The organism is Roseicella frigidaeris (genome assembly GCF_003258945.1).
Lineage (GTDB): Bacteria > Pseudomonadota > Alphaproteobacteria > Acetobacterales > Acetobacteraceae > Paracraurococcus > Paracraurococcus frigidaeris.
On sequence record NZ_QLIX01000027.1, the window covers coordinates 1 to 17,727 of the forward strand.

At 71.8% G+C, this 17,727-nt stretch carries 22 protein-coding genes; 10 read left to right on the forward strand and 12 right to left on the reverse strand.

What is annotated here, in order from left to right; all coding sequences use genetic code 11:
* Positions 1-122: 122 nt before the first annotated feature.
* The 8 genes from DOO78_RS22675 to DOO78_RS22710 form a co-directional block, all read right to left on the reverse strand.
* A complete protein-coding gene (locus tag DOO78_RS22675) occupies positions 123-680 on the reverse strand; it encodes an EexN family lipoprotein (protein ID WP_128080122.1) in 558 nt (185 codons plus the stop codon).
* Positions 677-1,432, reverse strand: coding sequence for a type IV secretion system protein (locus DOO78_RS22680; protein WP_111472172.1), 756 nt, complete (start codon positions 1,430-1,432; stop codon positions 677-679). Before DOO78_RS22680 ends, DOO78_RS22675 begins: the two co-directional genes overlap by 4 nt.
* The gene (locus DOO78_RS22685; protein WP_111472173.1) at positions 1,429-3,945 is read right to left on the reverse strand and encodes a VirB4 family type IV secretion/conjugal transfer ATPase; all 2,517 of its coding nucleotides are present in this window, start codon (positions 3,943-3,945) and stop codon (positions 1,429-1,431) included. Before DOO78_RS22685 ends, DOO78_RS22680 begins: the two co-directional genes overlap by 4 nt.
* Entirely contained in the window at positions 3,938-4,255 is a 318-nt protein-coding gene (locus DOO78_RS22690; RefSeq protein WP_111472174.1) for a VirB3 family type IV secretion system protein, read from the reverse strand. The genes DOO78_RS22685 and DOO78_RS22690 overlap by 8 nt, the downstream gene beginning before the upstream one ends.
* Before the next feature lie 3 nt (positions 4,256-4,258).
* Entirely contained in the window at positions 4,259-4,474 is a 216-nt protein-coding gene (locus DOO78_RS22695) for a hypothetical protein (protein ID WP_111472175.1), read from the reverse strand.
* Between the two features lie 10 nt (positions 4,475-4,484).
* Positions 4,485-5,060, reverse strand: a complete 576-nt coding sequence (locus tag DOO78_RS22700) for a transglycosylase SLT domain-containing protein (protein ID WP_111472176.1) — start codon at positions 5,058-5,060, stop codon at positions 4,485-4,487.
* A 27-nt stretch (positions 5,061-5,087) separates the two neighbouring features.
* Complete coding sequence (locus DOO78_RS22705) at positions 5,088-5,477, reverse strand: hypothetical protein (protein WP_111472177.1); 390 nt, start codon at positions 5,475-5,477, stop codon at positions 5,088-5,090.
* A 287-nt stretch (positions 5,478-5,764) separates the two neighbouring features.
* A complete protein-coding gene (locus DOO78_RS22710; RefSeq protein WP_111472178.1) occupies positions 5,765-6,379 on the reverse strand; it encodes a hypothetical protein in 615 nt (204 codons plus the stop codon).
* 390 nt (positions 6,380-6,769) lie between these two features.
* On the opposite strand from DOO78_RS22710, the gene DOO78_RS28580 reads away from it, so the two are divergent.
* The 5 genes from DOO78_RS28580 (at position 6,770) to DOO78_RS27705 (ending at position 9,779) form a co-directional block, all read left to right on the forward strand.
* Positions 6,770-7,147, forward strand: a complete 378-nt coding sequence (locus DOO78_RS28580; RefSeq protein ID WP_128080123.1) for a hypothetical protein — start codon at positions 6,770-6,772, stop codon at positions 7,145-7,147.
* Complete coding sequence (locus DOO78_RS22715) at positions 7,110-7,919, forward strand: ABC transporter permease (protein WP_111472179.1); 810 nt, start codon at positions 7,110-7,112, stop codon at positions 7,917-7,919. Before DOO78_RS28580 ends, DOO78_RS22715 begins: the two co-directional genes overlap by 38 nt.
* Positions 7,919-8,566, forward strand: coding sequence for a cytochrome c biogenesis protein CcdA (locus DOO78_RS22720; RefSeq protein WP_111472180.1), 648 nt, complete (start codon positions 7,919-7,921; stop codon positions 8,564-8,566). The genes DOO78_RS22715 and DOO78_RS22720 overlap by 1 nt, the downstream gene beginning before the upstream one ends.
* Before the next feature lie 3 nt (positions 8,567-8,569).
* Positions 8,570-9,514, forward strand: a complete 945-nt coding sequence (locus DOO78_RS22725) for an ABC transporter ATP-binding protein (RefSeq protein ID WP_111472181.1) — start codon at positions 8,570-8,572, stop codon at positions 9,512-9,514.
* Positions 9,515-9,623: 109 nt separating this feature from the next.
* Entirely contained in the window at positions 9,624-9,779 is a 156-nt protein-coding gene (locus tag DOO78_RS27705; protein ID WP_165839042.1) for a hypothetical protein, read from the forward strand.
* Between the two features lie 114 nt (positions 9,780-9,893).
* On the opposite strand, the gene DOO78_RS22730 is transcribed toward DOO78_RS27705, so the two are convergent.
* The 3 genes from DOO78_RS22730 to DOO78_RS22740 form a co-directional block, all read right to left on the reverse strand.
* The gene (locus DOO78_RS22730; RefSeq protein ID WP_111472182.1) at positions 9,894-10,292 is read right to left on the reverse strand and encodes a hypothetical protein; all 399 of its coding nucleotides are present in this window, start codon (positions 10,290-10,292) and stop codon (positions 9,894-9,896) included.
* A gap of 144 nt (positions 10,293-10,436) precedes the next feature.
* A complete protein-coding gene (locus DOO78_RS22735; RefSeq protein ID WP_111472183.1) occupies positions 10,437-11,486 on the reverse strand; it encodes a chromate resistance protein ChrB domain-containing protein in 1,050 nt (349 codons plus the stop codon).
* Positions 11,483-12,766 carry an MFS transporter gene (locus tag DOO78_RS22740; RefSeq protein WP_111472184.1) on the reverse strand — a complete coding sequence of 428 codons (1,284 nt, stop codon included), beginning with the start codon at positions 12,764-12,766 and terminating at the stop codon, positions 11,483-11,485. The genes DOO78_RS22735 and DOO78_RS22740 overlap by 4 nt, the downstream gene beginning before the upstream one ends.
* A gap of 168 nt (positions 12,767-12,934) precedes the next feature.
* Here DOO78_RS22740 and DOO78_RS22745 point away from each other — a divergent pair, with 168 nt between their 5' ends.
* The 5 genes from DOO78_RS22745 (at position 12,935) to DOO78_RS22765 (ending at position 16,949) form a co-directional block, all read left to right on the forward strand.
* Positions 12,935-13,903: a Fe-Mn family superoxide dismutase gene (locus tag DOO78_RS22745; RefSeq protein WP_111472185.1), complete on the forward strand. Its 969-nt coding sequence runs from the start codon at positions 12,935-12,937 to the stop codon at positions 13,901-13,903.
* Between the two features lie 4 nt (positions 13,904-13,907).
* The gene (locus DOO78_RS22750) at positions 13,908-14,501 is read left to right on the forward strand and encodes a chromate resistance protein ChrB domain-containing protein (RefSeq protein ID WP_111472186.1); all 594 of its coding nucleotides are present in this window, start codon (positions 13,908-13,910) and stop codon (positions 14,499-14,501) included.
* Between the two features lie 70 nt (positions 14,502-14,571).
* A complete protein-coding gene (chrA, locus tag DOO78_RS22755) occupies positions 14,572-15,828 on the forward strand; it encodes a chromate efflux transporter (RefSeq protein ID WP_111472187.1) in 1,257 nt (418 codons plus the stop codon).
* 147 nt (positions 15,829-15,975) lie between these two features.
* Positions 15,976-16,557, forward strand: coding sequence for a superoxide dismutase (locus DOO78_RS22760; protein WP_207803022.1), 582 nt, complete (start codon positions 15,976-15,978; stop codon positions 16,555-16,557).
* Positions 16,554-16,949, forward strand: coding sequence for a Rap1a/Tai family immunity protein (locus DOO78_RS22765; protein ID WP_111472189.1), 396 nt, complete (start codon positions 16,554-16,556; stop codon positions 16,947-16,949). The genes DOO78_RS22760 and DOO78_RS22765 overlap by 4 nt, the downstream gene beginning before the upstream one ends.
* Before the next feature lie 56 nt (positions 16,950-17,005).
* On the opposite strand, the gene DOO78_RS27710 is transcribed toward DOO78_RS22765, so the two are convergent.
* Entirely contained in the window at positions 17,006-17,329 is a 324-nt protein-coding gene (locus DOO78_RS27710) for a PepSY domain-containing protein (protein ID WP_165839043.1), read from the reverse strand.
* Positions 17,330-17,727 lie beyond the last annotated feature (398 nt).

The window sequence follows — 17,727 nt, forward strand, 5'->3', positions numbered from 1 at the left end:
CACAACTCACCTGACCAGACCGAAAACCCCGCTCCTCCATCCACAACCCGGGTCAATTCCTCATGGCAATCCCGGGTCAGCTCTCACTGGCATTCAACAGCGGGTGAAGATGTCCCAGCCGTTCACGAGCGCGGCCTCCGCGCCTCGGCCTCGGCGGCGCGCGCGGCGTCGCAGTAGAAGCGGGCCTGCTGCTCGGCCGTCATGCGGCCGCAGTAGCTGAGCTGGCGCGCCCGCTCGACCGGCCGGGTAGCCCAGTAGCGCGGGCTCGTCGGCGAGGTGAGGTCGCCCTGGTTGCGGCGGGCCTCGGCCTCCGCTCGGCGCGTCCGCTCCGCGTCGGGCGTGGCCGCAGGCGCCTCGGGCCGCATCCCGGCGCGGGCCCGCGCCTCGCGCTCGGCGACGACGATCCGGGCCTGGTCGGCGTTCACGCAGTCCGGGGTGCCGCGCAGCCGGCCTGGATCGTCCCGGCAGGCACGCGTGACGGCCTCCAGCGCCCAGGGGTTGGCGACGTACCAGGAGACCGTCCGCCGCTCCTGCGGCGGCAGCGGCTGCGCCACCCCGAGCGCCGAGCTCAGCGCCAGGAAGGCGAGCGTCCACAGCAGCAGCCCCAGCCCCCCGAGCAGGTCAGGGTCGAGCAGCCGCGGTGCCTGGCACCGCGGCACGAAGCACCCGCGCCGGATCATCGCCACCACCCCCGGCCGCGCGCCTCCTCGAGGATCTCGTCGATGCTCTGCTGGAGGCGCTCCTCGCGCTGCTGCTCGCGCACCTGCGTCTGCGCGATGAGGTAGGTCTGGATGTTCTGCGCCTGGACCTGCTGGTTCTGGATGTAGGCCTGCTCGACGCCGAGCCGGGCGATCAGCGCCTCGCGCTCCGACGGGTCCGGCGCGCCGTCGATGCGGCCTTGCAACTCCGCGAGGCCGGCGACGCGCTCCGCCGCCGACTGGTAGAGCTGGAGGGCGAGCGCCTGCGCGCCGGCCAAGCCGCCGCCGTTGGCGGCGATCTGGCGCGTGGTCCAGGTGTCGTCGCGCGGCGCGTAGACGGTGTTGCCGTTCAGCGTGCCCGTGTAGAGGCCAGACAGCGAGTTCAGCATGCCGCCCGCGCCGCCCGTGCCGTTCATCAGGCTCTGCGCGGCGTAGGGGTTGATCGGCAGCGGGTTGCGGATGCCGAGCATGTTCAGCGCCGAGACGGCGCTGCCGAGGTCTGTGACCCGCGTGATGGCCTGGTAGGTCATCACGAGCTGGTCGTACTGCTGCTTCATCTGCTGAAGCTGGCGGACCATGTCGGCCGCCTGCTGCGCCCAGGCGAGATTGTCGGTCAGCTCCTGCCGGCAGGTCGGGCAGACGACGGTCCACTGCGCGCGGGCCGGCGGGGCTGCCGCGGCGGAGAGGACAGCGAGCGCGGCGGCCACGGCCGCCCTGGTGGGGACGCGCGTCATGCGGGGACCTCCTCCTCCGTGGCGGCACGGCGCCGCCGGAACTCGTGCTCGAGCCGGCGCGGGTCGGCCCGCACCTCCTCGGGGAGCGCCTCGTAGGCGCGAAGCGCGGCCTCGCCGGCCGAGAGCGCGGCGAGCTGCGGCAGGCCGCGCAGGCGCAGCTCCGCGACGAGGCTCTCGCGCCCCTTGCACACGAGGAACTGGCCGGAGCCCTTCCCGAGCGCCCGCAGCGCGGCGAACTCACCCGGCGTGCGCTTCAGCCGGCCGACGTAGTCCTCCTCCGAGGCGCGCGGGTTCGGCAGGTGGATCTGGTTCGGGCACTGCTCCAGCAGCTCGGCGGCGATCGCGCTGTTCGCCGCGTCCGAGGGCGACTGCGTGATGAACACGACGACGCCGTTCTTCGAGCGGATGGTGCGCAGCTGCGCCGCGATCGGCCGGTAGAAGGCCGGGTCCTCCAGCACCCGCCAGCCCTCGTCCACGGGCAGCAGCAGGCGCCGGCGGCCGTCGAGGTGCAGGCCGATGCGGTGGAAGAGGTAGAGCAGGGTGGGCGCCGCCGCGCGGCCGTTCTTCAGGACGTCGGTGGCGTCGAGGCCGACCGTGCCACCCGAGAGGTCGAGCGCGTCGCGCGGCGCGTCCAGCACCCAGCCGAGCTCGCCGCCCCAGCACCACTTCAGGAGGCGCGCCCCGGCGCCGTCCACGTCCACGTCGGGGGCGAGGAAGGCCGCCACCTCCGCGAGCCGCCGGTGCTCGGGCGGGTTCTCCATGACGGTGCGGATGCCGAGCGCCAGCAGCCGCTCCTCCTCCGGCGTCAGGTCGCGCCAGCCGCCCTGGAGGATGCAGCCGCGCAGGAGGTCGAGGAGGAAGTCGAGGTTCGCCGGGGTCGGCTCCAGCCCCTTGAGCGGCGCGAACATCGGGTTGCCGCCGCCCATCACCGCGTAGGGCGCGCCGAGGTGCCCGAACAGCACCCGCCAACCCTGCTTGTGGTCGAGCCCGACGACGTCCGCCCGCCCCGCCGTGCAGGCGATGAGCGCGCCGACGAGCGTCGTCTTGCCAGAGCCGGTCTCCCCGGTGATGAGGGTGTTGCCGACGGCGTCGTCGCCCTCCCCGTCGTGCCAGTGGAAGGGGTAGGCCGTGCCGGCCGTGGTGCGAAGGGTGAGGATCGGCGCGCCCCAGCGCGAGCGCGGCACGCCGCGCGCCGGCCCGTGCAGCGGCGCCATGGCGGCGAGGTTGCGGGTGGACAGCGCCCCGGGCCGGGCGCGCAGGCGGTGGTTGCCCGCGAGCTGCGACAGCCAAGCCGCCATCAGCGCCTTGTTCTCGCGCGCGACCGCCGCCCCGCAGTTGGCGAGCGTCTTCCAGGCCGCGTTCACCACGTCGTCGAGCGGGTTCCGGCCTGGCCCGCCGGTCGCGTCGTCCAGCGCCGCCTCGACCCGAGCCGCGGCGACGGAGCCGAGGCCGGCGCCCCGCAGCGCCGCCGCGAAGCGCCGGTACCACGGCAGCGCGCCGCCGGCGCGGTCCGAGAAGACGGCGAGCGAGACGCTGTGCGCCCCCATGGCCATCCGCCCGGAGGCGACGCGGTCCGCGGCCTCGTCGAGCTCGGCGATCTGGCTGCGCGCCTTGTCGCCGGCCCAGACCATCTTGTTCTGCTGGCGGGTGAGCAGGCCGATCCCGCCCGAGCGGGTCAGCGGCTCGAAGTGGTGGAGGAGGGTGCAGCGGAACGGGGCCCGCTCGACCTCACCGAGCATCCCGGGGAAGGTGAGCGAGGGGTAGCCCTTGAAGGTGAGGATAGCGGCGAACTGGGTGTAGCCGGGGCCGCGCAGTTCCACCGTCTCGTAGTGGAACGCCACCTCCTCGGCGAACATTGCCTCGGCGAGCCGGCCCGTGGTGAGCGGGACGGGGCGCCAGACGCCGGTCGCCGCGAAGGCGAGGGCCTCCCCGATCTCGCTGAAGACCTGCCGGCCCCGCTCCGCCAGGCCGAGCGGCCGGGGGCCGTAGTCGGCCAGTTCCGAGAGGAGCCAGTCGCAGACCCGCTCAAGGTGGCGGGCGCGGTCGATCGCCCGCTCGCCGGCGGCGTCCGCGCCGCGCTTCCGTGCCCTGCGCCGCGCCCACCACTCCGCTCCGGCGCCGGCGGCGGGCCGCAGGTGGAGCCCGAGGAAGAGCCGGTTCTCGTAGAGGAGGCCGTCCAGCAGGCGTTCGCGGTAGCCGGCGGCGAAGGCCCGCGCGAAGGGGGTGAGCCGCGGGTCGGGCTCCGGGACGGTGTCGGGATCGGCGAGGCTGCGGCAGAGGTAGACCGAGACCACGAGCCGGTCGCCGGCGGGCACGTTGAGCAGGGTGCCGTTGAGGCGCTCCACCCGCTCGAGCAGGTCGGCGTCGCTCGCCGTCTCGGCCGACAGGCCATCGAGCGCGAGCATGGCGTAGGCGCCGTCGTCGGAGAGCCGCAGCACGCGGTCGGTGAGGTGGCCCTCGATCGGGACGTGCTCGCCGAGCGTCGGCGCACGGGGCGCGAAGCGGCTAGACACCGGACACCAGGTCCTTCGCGCGCCGCGGCGCGCGGTCCGGCAGGGCACGCAGCACGCCGCCGATCGTCTGGCCGCGCGTGACGTACCACATGCGCAGCTCGTGGAAGAAGTGCGGGTTGCGGTTCGTCAGCGCCACCATCGGCAGGTGCCAGACGAAGAAGGTGGCCCACCAGAGCGGGCTGCCGAGCACCATGCCGAGGAGCCAGGTGCCGAAGAGGTTGAGGTAGTAGCCCTCCATCGGCACGCCCCACCGCATCGCCGGGCGCGTCGCGGCGAGGAACAGCGTGTCGCGGCTGGCGGCGGGGGACATCGCTCAGCTGCCGATGAAGGTGTTGACGAAATAGGCGCCGGTGAAGGCGGCGGCGCCGAAGAACATCGCGACGAAGCCGGCCGAGGGCGGCGCCATGCGCGCAGCGGCGGCGAGGAAGGCGATGACGACGCAGGCGATGATGAAGGCGATCCCGAAGGGACCGACGAGGAACTGCGCGAGGGCCGTCAGCGCGCGGGTCAGGACGTCTCCGCCACCCATGGGCGATCTCCTACCGGCCGGTCACGAGGTCCCGTCCCGGGCGGCCGCGACCCAGGTCGGGGAGGAGGGGAGGGGGGACCGGCGCCTGGCTGGCGCCGGCGAGCCCGTCGGGGCCGGCGGCGAGCGCCGCCGCGTGCTGCCCGACGCGGCGGGCGACCGCGGCGGCGTAGCCCGGCGCGCCGCCGACGCGGCCGCTGTTGTAGAGTTGGAAGGCGGCGTCCCGCAGGTTGCCGGCCAGGTGCGCCGCGCCCGCGCGCATGTTCTCGCAGGGGTCCAGCGCCGTCTCGACGGTGAGGCCGTGGCGGCGCCAGTTGGCGCGGTGCGTGATCTGGAACCAGCCGAGCCCGAGCGTGCTGCCCGCCGCGTCGCGCGCGGCGGCGACCGCCACGGCCTCGGCCCGCGTGGTCGGGAACAGGCTCTCGCCCGTCGCCTCGTCGCGGATGGCGAAGGGGCGAAAGCCGGATTCCCGCTCGGCGACGGCCGCGAGCTCGGGCAACAGACGCCGGTGCTCCTCGGGCAGGCAGCGCGGGTCGCGCGCGACGCACAGGAACAGCGCCAGGCCGGCGAGCGCCTCGCAGCCGGTCACCGCGCACCGCCGGCGCGGCGCGGGTCGCTACTCGGGCGGCGGCGGGTCGGGGACGTCCACGCCGGCCGGCAACGGGCTGTCGTTGGCCTTGACGTGTTTCGTGGTGGCGCCGCGCGGCAGGACCGAGCGCAGCCGCGCGAGGCGGGGGCAGTCCTCCTCGTGGAGCGAGACGGGCAGCTTGTAGGACATGTCGTCGCGGAGGAAGCGCAGGAGCCGGTCGAGGTCGCGCCAGCCGCGCACGCCGGGGCCGCGGAAGAGCGCGATGGCGACGTAGCCGCGCCGCCAGGAGGGCAGGAGGTAGGGCACGTGGTCCACGCCGCCGTCCGGGTCGCGGCGCGCGACCACGACGGCGGCCTCGATCCGGCCGCCGCGGAGCAATCCCTCGCGCAGATCCGCTTCGCCGAGCGTGTCGCCCAACCCCCGACCGCTCCTCCGATTCGTGCCGGCGGGAGGCTAGCGAATTCCGCAATCCGGGCGAGGCCCTGGCTGGGCGGGGAGAGGGACGCGGCGGGGGCGCAAACTACCGAAAGCTGCACTGTGGTCCGGCTCCGAAGGGGCGGAGACGGGCGATGCTACCGATGGTGGTAGAGCGCATACAAGATGCAATCCGATCCAAGTTCGGCCCGAGAGGTAGGACTTTTCTTCACTCTGCCGTGAAGAACAAAACTGGACTCGAAAGAACGGTCAGAAAGTCGAGACGGGACTCAGCCGCCGCGCCGGGTCAGTGCAGCAGCCAGTGGGGGTGCCAGTCCAGCCCCGGCGTTCCGTCGGGCTGGAGATGACAAGTCCGCGTTATCGAGCGGGACCGGCCAGAAACACTCCACCTGGCCCTCCTCGCCGCGGAGCGCGAGGAAGACGACCCGCGTCACCTCGCCGTCCTCGCCCGTCTCGACGGCGAGGCGGAACATCAGCCCCTCCGACCCGCCCGCGTCGCCGAGGGCCAGCGCCAGTTGCTGCGCCTCGCTCTCCTGCTGGCGGAGCGTGCGCTTCGAGGGCTCCTCCGCGTCGCCGCGGAAGAAGCGCACCGGCACGCCGTCGATGAGGAAGACGAAGTGGTGCGTGTGATCCAGCACGCCGAGCCAGCGGTAGCGCCCGCCCTCGGCCGCCTGGCGCAGCCGGTTGCGTGAGAAGGAGTAGGCTCGGCAGCCGATGGACCAGGCGTCGTCGCCGGCCCAGGGATCGGCCATGGCGACGGCGTCGGCGCGACCGCGGGCCAGCAGGCGCGCGCAGGCCGAGAGGCGCTCCTCGGTCAGCGCCGGGTGCAGGTCCCAGGGCGTCCGCTGCCCACCTCCTGTCGTGGCGTCCTCTGGCTTGTCCATGCCCGCGCAGTATCGGCTCCGTCGGCCCTGCGTCCAAGCGGCCTTTGGGCGTCTCCCCCGCTTCCGGGGGCCGCACCCTACTCGCAGCCGCCGGCCGCTCCCGGAGCCATGCCGGGCATGTCTCCGCCCTCCGGGTCACGGCCGCTGACGCAGGACATTGGCCGCGGACGCGGCCCGCGCGGGGCACCACGGGGCGCCGCCCCAAGGTGCCCCTCGGCACGCGGTCTACGGCGCGGCAGGACCCCTCGCTCGCATGGCCCAAAGGGCCACGCTCCCTCCGGGGCCCGGCCGCGCCCGCCCGCATGCCACCCCTCCTTCCCCGGTCTCGGCGACGCCAGGGAAGCAGCGGGGCTGCTTCCCGCTGCGCAGGAAGAGAAAGGGTTGGCACCAATGTCTTTCATCGGTCGCACCACGATCCTCCGCCCGAACGGCGTCACCCCGCTGTCGGACGAGGACATCCGCAAGCTCGCGCCCTCCGCCTTTGCCACGGAGGCGCACGAGAGCCGCAGCGCGCGCTACGCCTACATCCCGACCTCCGAGGTCATCCGCGGCATGCGCGAGGGCGGTTTCCTGCCGATGGCCGCCGGGCATCCTGAAGGCGCTCGGGGTGGTGTTGGTGATCGCCGGCGTGAAGCTGATCGGCGTCTATTGACCGGCCCGACGGTGCAACAGGCCGACCCGTGCGGCGGCGCCTTGACCTTCCCCCCATGGAAAGGGCCAGGCTTGCGCTATGGCAGCGCCGCAACCCAAAGGACCGATAACGGCTGAAGGGATCAACTGGATCGGCCTCTGGACCCTCTATCGCCGCGAGGTGCGCCGCTTCCTGGCGGTAGCGGCGCAAACGGTGGCCGGGCCGGTGGTGACCACGCTCCTCTTTCTCGCCGTCTTTGCCGTTGTCATGAGCCGGCGCGGTCCGCCGCAGCCGATCGGGGATGTATCCTATCTGGAGTTCCTGGCAGCGGGGTTGGTCGTCATGACCATGGCGCAGAATGCGTTCGCCAACACCTCCTCCTCGCTCCTGATCGCCAAGGTCCAGGGCAACATCGTCGATCTTCTGGTGGCGCCCCTCTCGCCGATGGAGCTCGTCGCCGGCTTCGCCCTGGGCGCGGTGACGCGTGGCCTGCTGGTCGGTGCGGCCGTCGCCCTCGCCATGGGGCCGTTCGTCTCTTTCCGTGTCGCGCACCCGGGCTTCGTCGTTTTCCACGCGTTGGCGGCCTGCCTGCTGCTCGGGCTGCTCGGCATCCTCGGCGGGCTGTGGGCACAGAAGATGGACCACCTTGGCGCGGTGACCAGCTTCGTCGTGACGCCGCTTACCTTCCTGTCCGGCACCTTCTACTCGGTCGCCGACCTGCCACCGTCCTTCCAGGCGGTGGCGCATGCCAATCCGTTCTTCTACATGATCGACGGCTTCCGCTACGGCATCACCGGCCATGCTGATGGCTCGCTGGCCGTCGGGCTGGCGGTCATGGCCGGCGCCAATCTTCTCCTGGCCGTGGTGAGCTGGCGGCTCATGACGGCCGGTTGGCGGCTGACCGCCTGATGGACGGAATCTCCGGCGTCCTCTTGCCCCTGGGCCTGGGGCTGCTCGGCTTCATCGAGCCCTGCTCCATCGGCTCCAGCCTGCTGTTCCTGCAGCTGGTGGAGGGCCGCCCGGCTGCCACGAAGGTGATGCAGGCGGTGGTGTTCACGCTCACCCGCGCCGTCATGGTTGGCCTGCTCGGCGCAGCGGCCGCGCTCGTCGGCACTGCGTTCCTCGGCTTCCAGCGGGCTGCCTGGGTGGGGCTGGGCGCGCTCTATGTCGTGCTCGGCCTGGTCTATCTCACCGGCCATGCCGGGCGGCTCATGCGCCCCCTCGGGCCAAGTCTGGGACGCCTGTCGGGCACCGGCGGGGCGGCGGCGCTGGCGGTGCTGTTCGGCCTGAACATCCCGGCCTGCGCCGCGCCCCTGCTGGCTGTGGTGCTCGGATCGGCGGCAGTCGGTGGGTCGGCGCAGGTGGCCCAGGGATTCTTCATGCTGGCGCTGTTCGGCCTGGCGCTGTCGCTGCCGCTGACCCTGGCGCTGCTCTGGGCACCCGCGCGCCGCGCGATCGACCAGCTGATGGGGCTGTCCGCCCGCGTGCCGGTCGCCATCGGCCTTCTGCTCGCCCTGTTCGGCGCCTGGTCGATCTATCTCGGCCTGAAAGGCTGACCGATGGGGGAAGGCGCACCGGCCGCCGCCATCGAGATCGCAGGCCTCGAAAAAGTCTATTCCGGGAGTGGTGGACGGGCCGGCAAGCACGCCCTGAAGGGCGTGAGCCTGACCATCCCACGGGGCAGCATCTTCGGCCTGCTCGGGCCGAATGGGGCCGGCAAATCGACCCTCATCAACATCCTGGCCGGGCTGGTCCGCAAATCGAGCGGCCAGGTGCGGGTCTGGGACATTGATCCCGACGTGGCGCCCCGAGCAGTGCGCGCATCCATTGGCGTCGTGCCCCAGGAACTGACCCTCGATCCGTACTTCCCGGCGCGCGCGGCGCTCGAACTGCAGGCCGGCCTCTTCGGCATCCCCAAGTTGGCGCGACGCACCGACGAGCTACTCGCAGCGCTCGGCCTGGCGGACAAGGCAGACGCGCCCGCCCGCAGCCTGTCCGGGGGCATGCGCCGGCGGCTCATGGTCGCCAAGGCGCTGGTCCACCATCCGCCGGTTCTCGTGCTCGACGAGCCGACCGCCGGCGTCGATGTCGCGCTGCGCCAGCAGCTCTGGGCCTATGTCCAGGACCTCAACCGCGCCGGCACGACCGTGCTGCTGACAACGCACTACCTCCACGAAGCCGAAGCCTTGTGCGACCGCATCGCGGTGCTGGCCGATGGCGAGATTCGGGCGAACGACACGACCGACGCCCTGCTGCGGCGGGTGGAGGACAAGGCACTGACCATCGAGCTGGCCGTCCCCCTGGCGGAGGTGCCCGAGGCGCTTTGCCGCTTCCATCCGGTACTGGCGGGGCCGCAGGCGCTGGTCTTCCGCTACGGGCGAAGCAGCGGCGCGGCGGACGAAATCCTTGCGGCCGTCCAGTCCGCCGGACTGGTCGTGCGCGACCTCACGACCAGCCAGGCGGACCTGGAGCAGGTCTTCCTCGATCTCTTTCGCCGGAGCTGATGGGCTTCCGAGCGCAACGGAATTCGAGGAAAAGCCTATGATTTCCTACAGTTAGCCGAGGATTTGGTGTATAATCAGCTCCAGGATCAACCCCTTCAGGAGCTCTCCGATGAAGCCGAAGAAAAATTTTCGTACCCGCAACCAAAACAAGGCTTTGCCAAACGGCAAAAAAGCCTTTAAGATCAGTGGTTTGCGTCGCTTTTTCCTGGCACTGCCCTTCAGTGCAGCGGGAAAGGCCGCTGCACTGAAGGGCAGTGCCATATAGCACATTTTGCGGCAAAAGTCAATCTTGAATACCACATATTGTGTCGATATGCTGCACTCCAGCGCAGTAGGGCATAGCCCGCTTTCCCATAAAATCTGATACTGGCGTCTGGCCTCAGACCGTTCGCTCAGTGACGGAGGGGCGAACAGGCCGAAGCGCCATCAAGGCGATGAAGGCACTCAAGCAGCACGCGGCCGAGACGGCGACCGACGCCGCGCCGTACCAGTCGATCAGCAGCCCCAACAGGAACGGCGCACAAGCCTGGATGAAGCGCGACGGCGCGCCGAGCAGCCCCTGGCGCAGGCCGTAGCCCTCCGGGCCGAAGATGGCGAGCGGCAGCGTGCCCTTCACGATGGTCAGCACGCCGTTGCCGGCACCGTGCAGCAGCACGAACGCTGCCGCCGCCGGCGCGCCGATGAAGAACAGGGCCGCCGCGCCGATCGGATGCGCGATGCAGGCCAGGCGCGCTGAGATCAGCGGATGCGCCTTTCGCAGCAGGCCGAACTCTGCCACGTGCGCATCGCCCGGCGGACCCGGGGCTGGTATGAGGCCGGGATGTCCCAATAGCGCTCGAGACCGTAAGGCCATCATTTCGCCGTTGCTGTCGGCCAATGGCGAAGTGTGTGCCATGGGCGTAGTCTTCGGCAGCGCAGGGAGCTAACGGCCTCTCGGCGGTCGGTCAAAGTAGCGGTGCAGGTCGTCAAAGATCTCCGCGCCACGCCGCAGCCGCTCCTCGTCGTCCGAGGTCGCGGCGCAGAGGCCCCCAATCAGGGTGCGGACGCCGTCGGCCTCAGGCCGGCCGAACTTGCCGTCTTTGAGATCGATGTCGTGCACGATCTCCGCCACTGCCGCGAGCGCCCGGTCGCCTGAAAGGCCAGCACGGCCGAGCAGCACCTCAAAGGTGCAGCGGTCGCCCTCGTGGGTGACCTCAGCCTCCGCCATGTCGAAGCGGACCTCGCCCGGGCCTAGCTCGGCGGCCTTGCCGGGGACGAAGCGGAAGCGCGCTTCTGGGTCGATGAAGCGACGCACCAGCCAGGCCGAGGCGATGCGGTCCACGTGCACGCCGGCACGGGTGACCCATATCAGGCCTCTCAAGGCTTCGGCCGGCGCCGCCGTCGCCTGCGGGGGAGGGGCCGCCTGGGCCTCGTCCTGCGCGGCCAAGCGCGCCGTCAAGCTGGCGAGCAAGCCCTCGACCGCCTGCCGCCCGTGCGCGCCGAAGAAGTCGATGGCCGCGACCTGGTCCAGCCGCGAGCGGAGCCGGCTGAGCCGGGAGCGGGCATCGCTGCCGGGAGCCTCCCCGGCCTTGCCCGCCTCCTCGGCCTCGGCGGCGAGCTGGCGGGCCTCCTCGGCCAGCGCCTCGTAGTCGGCGTCGCGGGCACGGTCGAAGAGGGCACGCACGTCGGCATCAGTCATGCCCTCCACCAGCCGCGCCTCGCAGACCAGCGGCTCGCCGCCGGCCTCGGTGATCTCCTTGGCCAGCCAGCCGAAATCCTCCTGCGCCTCGGCGGTGGCGGGCAGGGCGTAGGCCGCGTTCTTCACCGCCACCGCGCCCAGCGCCTGCAGGCGGCGCCAGACCTTGACCCGCAGGTAGGCCGGCTTGGCCGGCAGCTGGAACACCAGCAGGAGCCAGCGTTCGCCCGTCCCGCTCTCGGCGGAGATCGCCGCGGCAGGGTCGGGCGGTCGCGGGGCCTTGGACTTGGAGCTCATCCCGACCGAGTATCCTCCATCCGCGCCGGGACGGCACCCGGTGGCGGCGTGACGCTGCTCCCGCGCAGCCTGGCTGTGGCCCGGGCGGTCTCCTCGGGCGGCCTCACCCGCGCAAAGGCCCGCAGCAGCAGCAGGTCGTAGGTGATCTTCACGGCTCCGGCGAGGACGAGCGGCCAGCCGAAGGCGCTCAGCCCCATCAGCCAGCCCGACAGGAGGGGGGAGGCGGCGGAGGCGAGCCCCCGCGGCACGGCGGTGACACTGGCCGCCGCCGGCCGCTCATGCGGCTCGACCACCGCCATCACGTAGGAGGAGCGGGTCGGCACGTCCATCTGCGACAGCAGCGCGCGCAGGACCAGCAGGGCGAAGGCCAGGAACGCCGTCGGCGCGAAGGCGGTGGCGATCAGGAACACGCTCGAGGGCAGGTGGGTGAAGACCATGGTGTTCACCAGGCCGAAGCGGCGGGCGAGTGGCACGGCGGCGAAGTAGGACACGGCCGAGCAGAGCCCCGTGGCGAAGAAGACCGCGCCCACGGTCGCGACCTCAAGACCGAAGCGCTCGGAGAGCCACAGGGCGAGCAGGGAGTTGACGACGAAGCCGCCGCCGAAGCTGTCCAGCGCGAAGAGGGCCGCCAAGCCGTAGACGCGGCGGCGCGACGGCCCGAGGGGCGCCGGCGGCGCCTCGCCCGTGGCCTCGGCGCGCGGAGACAAGCCGCGGTAGAGGAGGAAGCTCACCAAGCCCAGCACGCCGTAGAAGGCGAAGAGGGCATCGGTGACGGCGGCCGGGCCCAACCACGGGCCCAGCCAGTCCACCAGCCCGGCCGCGAGGGCGCCGGCGGCCCCGACGACGGAGCCCACGAAGGCGTAGCGCGCGAAGGCCGCCGTCCGGTCGGCCTCGGCCACGGACTGGGCGAGCACCGTGTGCTCGAGCGGCAGGAAGACGCCGGTATCCCCGCCGGTCGGGCTGATCGTGCCGACGAAGGCGATCAGCAGCAGCGGCCAGAAGCCCTCCACCCCAGCGAAGGCGAGGCCGGTGGCGGCCATCAGCAGGCTGGCGGCGAGCAAGGCGGGACGCCGGCGGATGCGGTGGCCCACCGCCCCGAGCGCCAGCGTCAGCAGCGACGAGCCCAGCAGGGTGGCGGTGGAGATCGCCCCGACCGCGAGCGCGTCCAGCCCGAGCGCGGCTAGGTGGACCGGCAGCAGGATGGCGACGTAGCCGTCGCCGAAGGCGCGCAGCGCCCGGGCCCACAGGATGCGGCGGATATCGCCCGTGGCGGCGTCCATGCCGTGGTGTTCCTCCCTGCGACGTCCGGGCGGGCCTGCCCGGTGCGGTCACTTCGCAACCGATATGGCATATGTATCTCATATCAGTAAACATGAAACACTTGTATCTTGATCAATTTTCTGCCTACCCTCCGCGGCAACCGACCGATCACCCCGGAGGAAGCGCCCGTGCCGCACACCGTGACGCCGCTGCCGTTCAAGCCCCCGCGGCTGCAGGGCCTCTCCGAGCGGCTGCTCGCCAGCCACTACGAGAACAACTACGGCGGGGCGCTGCGACGGCTGAACGCGATCGAGCGGCGCCTGGGCGAACTCGACTGGGGATCGGCGCCCGTCTTCGAGATCAATGGACTGAAACGCGAAGAACTGATCGCCGCCGGCTCCGTCATCCTGCACGAGGTCTACTTCGACGGCCTCGGCGGCGAGGGCGGCGACCCCGCCGGGGACCTCGCCGCGGCACTCGAGCGCGATTTCGGTTCAGTCGGGCGATGGCGGACGGAGTTCACCGCTATGAGCAAGGCGCTCGCCGGCGGCTCGGGCTGGGTGGTGCTGGCCTGGTCGCCGCGCCTGGGCCGGCTGGTGAACCATTGGGCGGCCGACCACGCGCACGGCCTGGCCGGCGGCGTGCCGGTCCTCGCGCTCGACATGTACGAGCACTCCTACCACCTCGACTTCGGCGCCCGCGCCGGCGACTACGTGGACGCGGTGATGCGCAACCTGCACTGGGAGCGCTTAGGCCGGCGCCACCAGGCCGCCGTGAGCACCCCTGCCGCCTCGGGCGAGAACCACGGCGGCAGCGATGCCATCGCACCCGAGCGTGTGCGCGACATGCTGGCGAGCGGCGAGCCCGTGACGGTGCTCGACGTGCGCAAGCCGGAGGATCTGACCCGCGCCGCCGACCGGATCGCCGGGTCCAGCTGGCGCGATCCCGAGGCCATCGCATCCTGGGCGGAGGCCCTGCCGCACGACCGGCCTATCGTCGCCTACTGCGTCTACGGCTTTCAGGTCAGCGGCGATGTGGCCGCCGCGCTGCGCCGGCGCGGCCTCAACGCCCGCGTCCTCGCCGGGGGCATCGCCGCTTGGCACGCCATCGGGGCGCCGGCCGCGCCTCTGCCCCCCAACGTCACACAGGGAGCCTGACGCCATGGCCACGTGGATCACCCGCGAGCGCCCGAAGATCGACCGCATCGCCTGCCCCTGGCTGATTCGGCGCTTCGTCGACCCGGCCGCCGAGTTCCTCTACGTACCGACCGACCGAGTCTTTGCCGTGGCGAAGGAGACCGGCGCGACGCCGTACGACATTCCGGGCGCCGATCCCTTCTCGCACGACGGCGAGCTCTGCACCTTCGATGCCTTCCTGCAGCACTACCGGCTGGACGACCCGGCGCTGCATCGGCTGGCGGTGATCGTGCGCGGCGCCGACACGGCGCGGCACGACCTCGCCCCGGAGGCCTCCGGCCTGCATGCGATCTCGATGGGCCTGTCGGCGATCATCCCCGATGACCACGCCATGCTGGAGCAGGGCATGGTGATCTACGACGCCCTCTACGCCTGGTGCCGCGGCGACGCCGGCGAGGTGCACAATTGGACGCCGCCGAAGGCCGCCGCATCCGCCGAAGGGCCGGTGAACGCAGTGGGCCAGGACGTCGTCGAGGAGGCGTCGGAGGAGTCCTTTCCGGCGAGCGATCCGCCCTCCCACACGCCGATAGCCAGGCCCGGCGCGCCCAAGAGCCGGTGAAGCCAAGGCAGATGGGGCACCTGCGTTCGCAGAACGAGAATCCGGTAGCACGACAGCGGCGGACCCACAGATGAAGACCGACGCGTCCGCGTCCACCGCCGAGGGCGGGGCGGAGGCCGCTCCCCCGCGGCTCTCGCAGGCGCAGATCTTCTGGCGCTTCCTGCACTTCGGTTTCCTCGCCTGGGGAGGACCGGTGGCGCAGATCGCGATGATCCGGCGCGAGCTCGTCGAGGAGGAGCGGTGGGTCTCGAGCCCGAGGTTCAACCGGCTGCTCGCGGTCTACCAGGTCCTCCCGGGCCCGGAGGCGCACGAGCTGTGCGTCTTCCTCGGGACGCTCCCGGGCGGGCGGCTGGGCGGCTTCCTCGCGGGCCTCGGCTTCATGCTGCCGGGCTTCGTGCTGATGTTCGCCCTCTCCTGGCTCTACTTCTCGACCGACCTCGCCCGGACGGCACTCGGCGCCGCCTTCCTGGGCGTGCAGCCGGCGGTGATCGCGCTGATCGTGGCGGCCGTGCACAGAATTGGCAGCCACATCGTCGTCGACGGATGGCTGTGGGGGATTGCGATCGCCACGGGACTCGCCGCCTTCGGCGGCACGCCGTTCTGGATCGCGCTGCCCGCCGCCGGCCTGTTCTACGTCCTGGCGGCTAGCGGCCGGCGCGCCCTGGCCGTTCTTCTGGCCGTGGCGTTCGCCGCCGTGGCGCTGTACTACGCCTGGCTCCTGCTGGGTGCCCCGGCGCAGCCTGCCGGAGGCACGGCCGCGCCGGCCGAGTCTGTTGGCCAGGGCGCATCGCTCATCGGCCTGTTCCTCTCTGGTCTGAAGGCGGGCCTGCTGACCTTCGGCGGTGCCTATACCGTCATTCCGTTCCTGCGCGACGACGCGGTCGGCAACGGCTGGATGACCGACGCGCAGTTCCTCGACGGCCTCGCGCTCTCGGGCATCCTGCCGGCGCCGCTGATCATCTTCTCCACCTTCGTCGGCTACTTCGGCGGAGGGCCGCTCGGCGCCGTCGCGATGACGGTCGGCATCTTCCTGCCGGCCTTCAGCTTCTCGCTCCTCTTCCATGACCAGCTCGAGCGGCTCGTCGAGAACAAGGCGATGCGGACCTTCCTGGAGGGGGTGTCGGCGGGCGTGGTGGGCCTCATCGCGGCCACGACGGTCGAGCTCGCCCACAAGACGCTCGGGAACGTGCCGGGCGTGCTGCCCGCCGTCGCGATCTTCGGCGCGGCGCTGGCCGTCCTCTATCTCTGGAAGGCGAAGACGAACGTGGTCTTCGTCGTCCTCAGCGCCGGCCTCGCCGGGTGGCTGCTGTTCGGGGGCCAGGGATGAGCGAGGGAGGTCCGCGATGAACAGAAGGCCCGCCGGATCCCACGCGTGTCGCCGGGGGTGGATCGGGGCGGGCGGCGGCGCGGCGCGGTTCGGCCGCCTCGAGATCAGGACCCTGCAGCGAAACGGGAGGCCCGAATGCTCTACGCCATGAAGCCGCTCGCCTGCGATCCCGCACGGATCAAGGGCATGTCGGAGCGGCTCATCGTCAGCCACTACGAGAACAACTACGGCGGCGCGGTGAAGCGCCTCAATTCGATCGCCGACCAGCTCGCCTCGCTGGACTTCGACGGCGCGCCGGGCTTCGTGGTCAACGGGCTCAAGCGCGAGCAGCTGATCGCGATGAACTCCATGATCCTGCACGAGGTGTTCTTCGCCTCGCTCGGGGAGGAGAGCGGGCCGGACGATGTCCTCCAGGAGGCGCTCGCGCGGGACTTCGGCTCCGTCGAGCGCTGGCGGTCCGAGTTCGTGGCCATGGGCAAGGCGCAGGCCGGGGGCTCGGGCTGGGTGCTGCTGACCTGGTCGAAGCGCGACCGGCGGCTCGTGAACGCCTGGGCCGCGGACCACACGACGACCGTGGCGGACAGCACGCCGGTCCTGGCGCTCGACATGTACGAGCACTCCTACCACATGGACTACGGCGCCAAGGCCGGCGACTACGTCGGTGCCTTCATGGCCGCGATCAACTGGGGCAGCGTCAGGCGCCTCCTCGACGAGGCGCGCGGGCCATGAGCCGCGCGGCCCTCAGAGTGCCGAGGAGGGCCGGCACGGTCGCGCTCCGCGCCGTCCGGGTGGCCATGGGGGTGTTTCTCCTGCTGGCCGGCGGCGGGGCGGCGGCCGCCCGCGCGCCGGACGGCCGCACGACGCTCGCGCTCGAGCGTGCCTGCCAGGCCGAGAACGGCGAGGCGGGGAGCTGGTGCGCCGCGTACCTGATGGGCGTCGCCGACACGCTCACCGCCTTCGGAAAGGGGGGGCACCGGGGCGGATTGTGCAATCCGAACTACGACCCGGAGACCCTCGCGCGCGCCTTCGTCGCGTGGGCCCAGCGGCACTCGGAACTCCGTAACCTCGACATGCTGGCCGGCGCCACGGCAGCGCTCCGGGAGCGCTGGCCGTGCGCCTGAGCCGGCGAACGTGGTGCGGCCCGCATGGGGCCGCACCACGCCCGGTCGGCCGGGCGTCAGCGACGCGGCTCGGTCTCGCGGCGGACGACCGTTCCGTCCGCGGTGACGTAGACCTCGACCTCGCGACCGGAGGCGTCCTTGCCTTCCAGCTCGTAGAGCTGGCGGCCGTCGACGGTCACCCTCGCCGCTTCGGTGATCTGCACCCCACCGAGCGCCCGCTGCGCCGCCTGCATCGCCGCCTGCGGCACCTCGGAGAGCTGGATCTCCTGCTCGTTGTGCTCCCTCGCCTCCTGGCCCTGCCGCTGCTGCTGCGCCAGGGCCGGCGCGGCGGCGAGGACCGCCGCGAGCGTCGCGATCATGCCGAACTTGGTACGTCTCATGCTCTGCCTCCTGGGTTTGGGAGTCCTGCCCCGCGCCTGAGGCCGTGGGGTCGGTCCATCGCGCCACCGAGCGGGGTGGAGGAGAAACTGATACAGGTGAAGCGAGTTTCCAATGTGATAGGCAAGATGTATCATCGCAACCTTCCACCGCTGGCTCGCCCGGCATCCCTGCCGGGTCCGGTGGTGGCTTCGCGATGGTTTTTTGCCGAGACCGCCCACCGGCCAGGGCGGGCAAACCGACAGGGGTAAAGGACGCATGACGGCTTCGAAAATTACCTGCAGCCACACGCTGCCAGACGCGCGGGTGCCGCAATGACGGCGGCGGATGGCTCGGCAGCAGCGGCCGCGGAACCGGCCTCCGCCGGCACCGCCTCCGGCGCGCCCGCCACAGCGCCGGC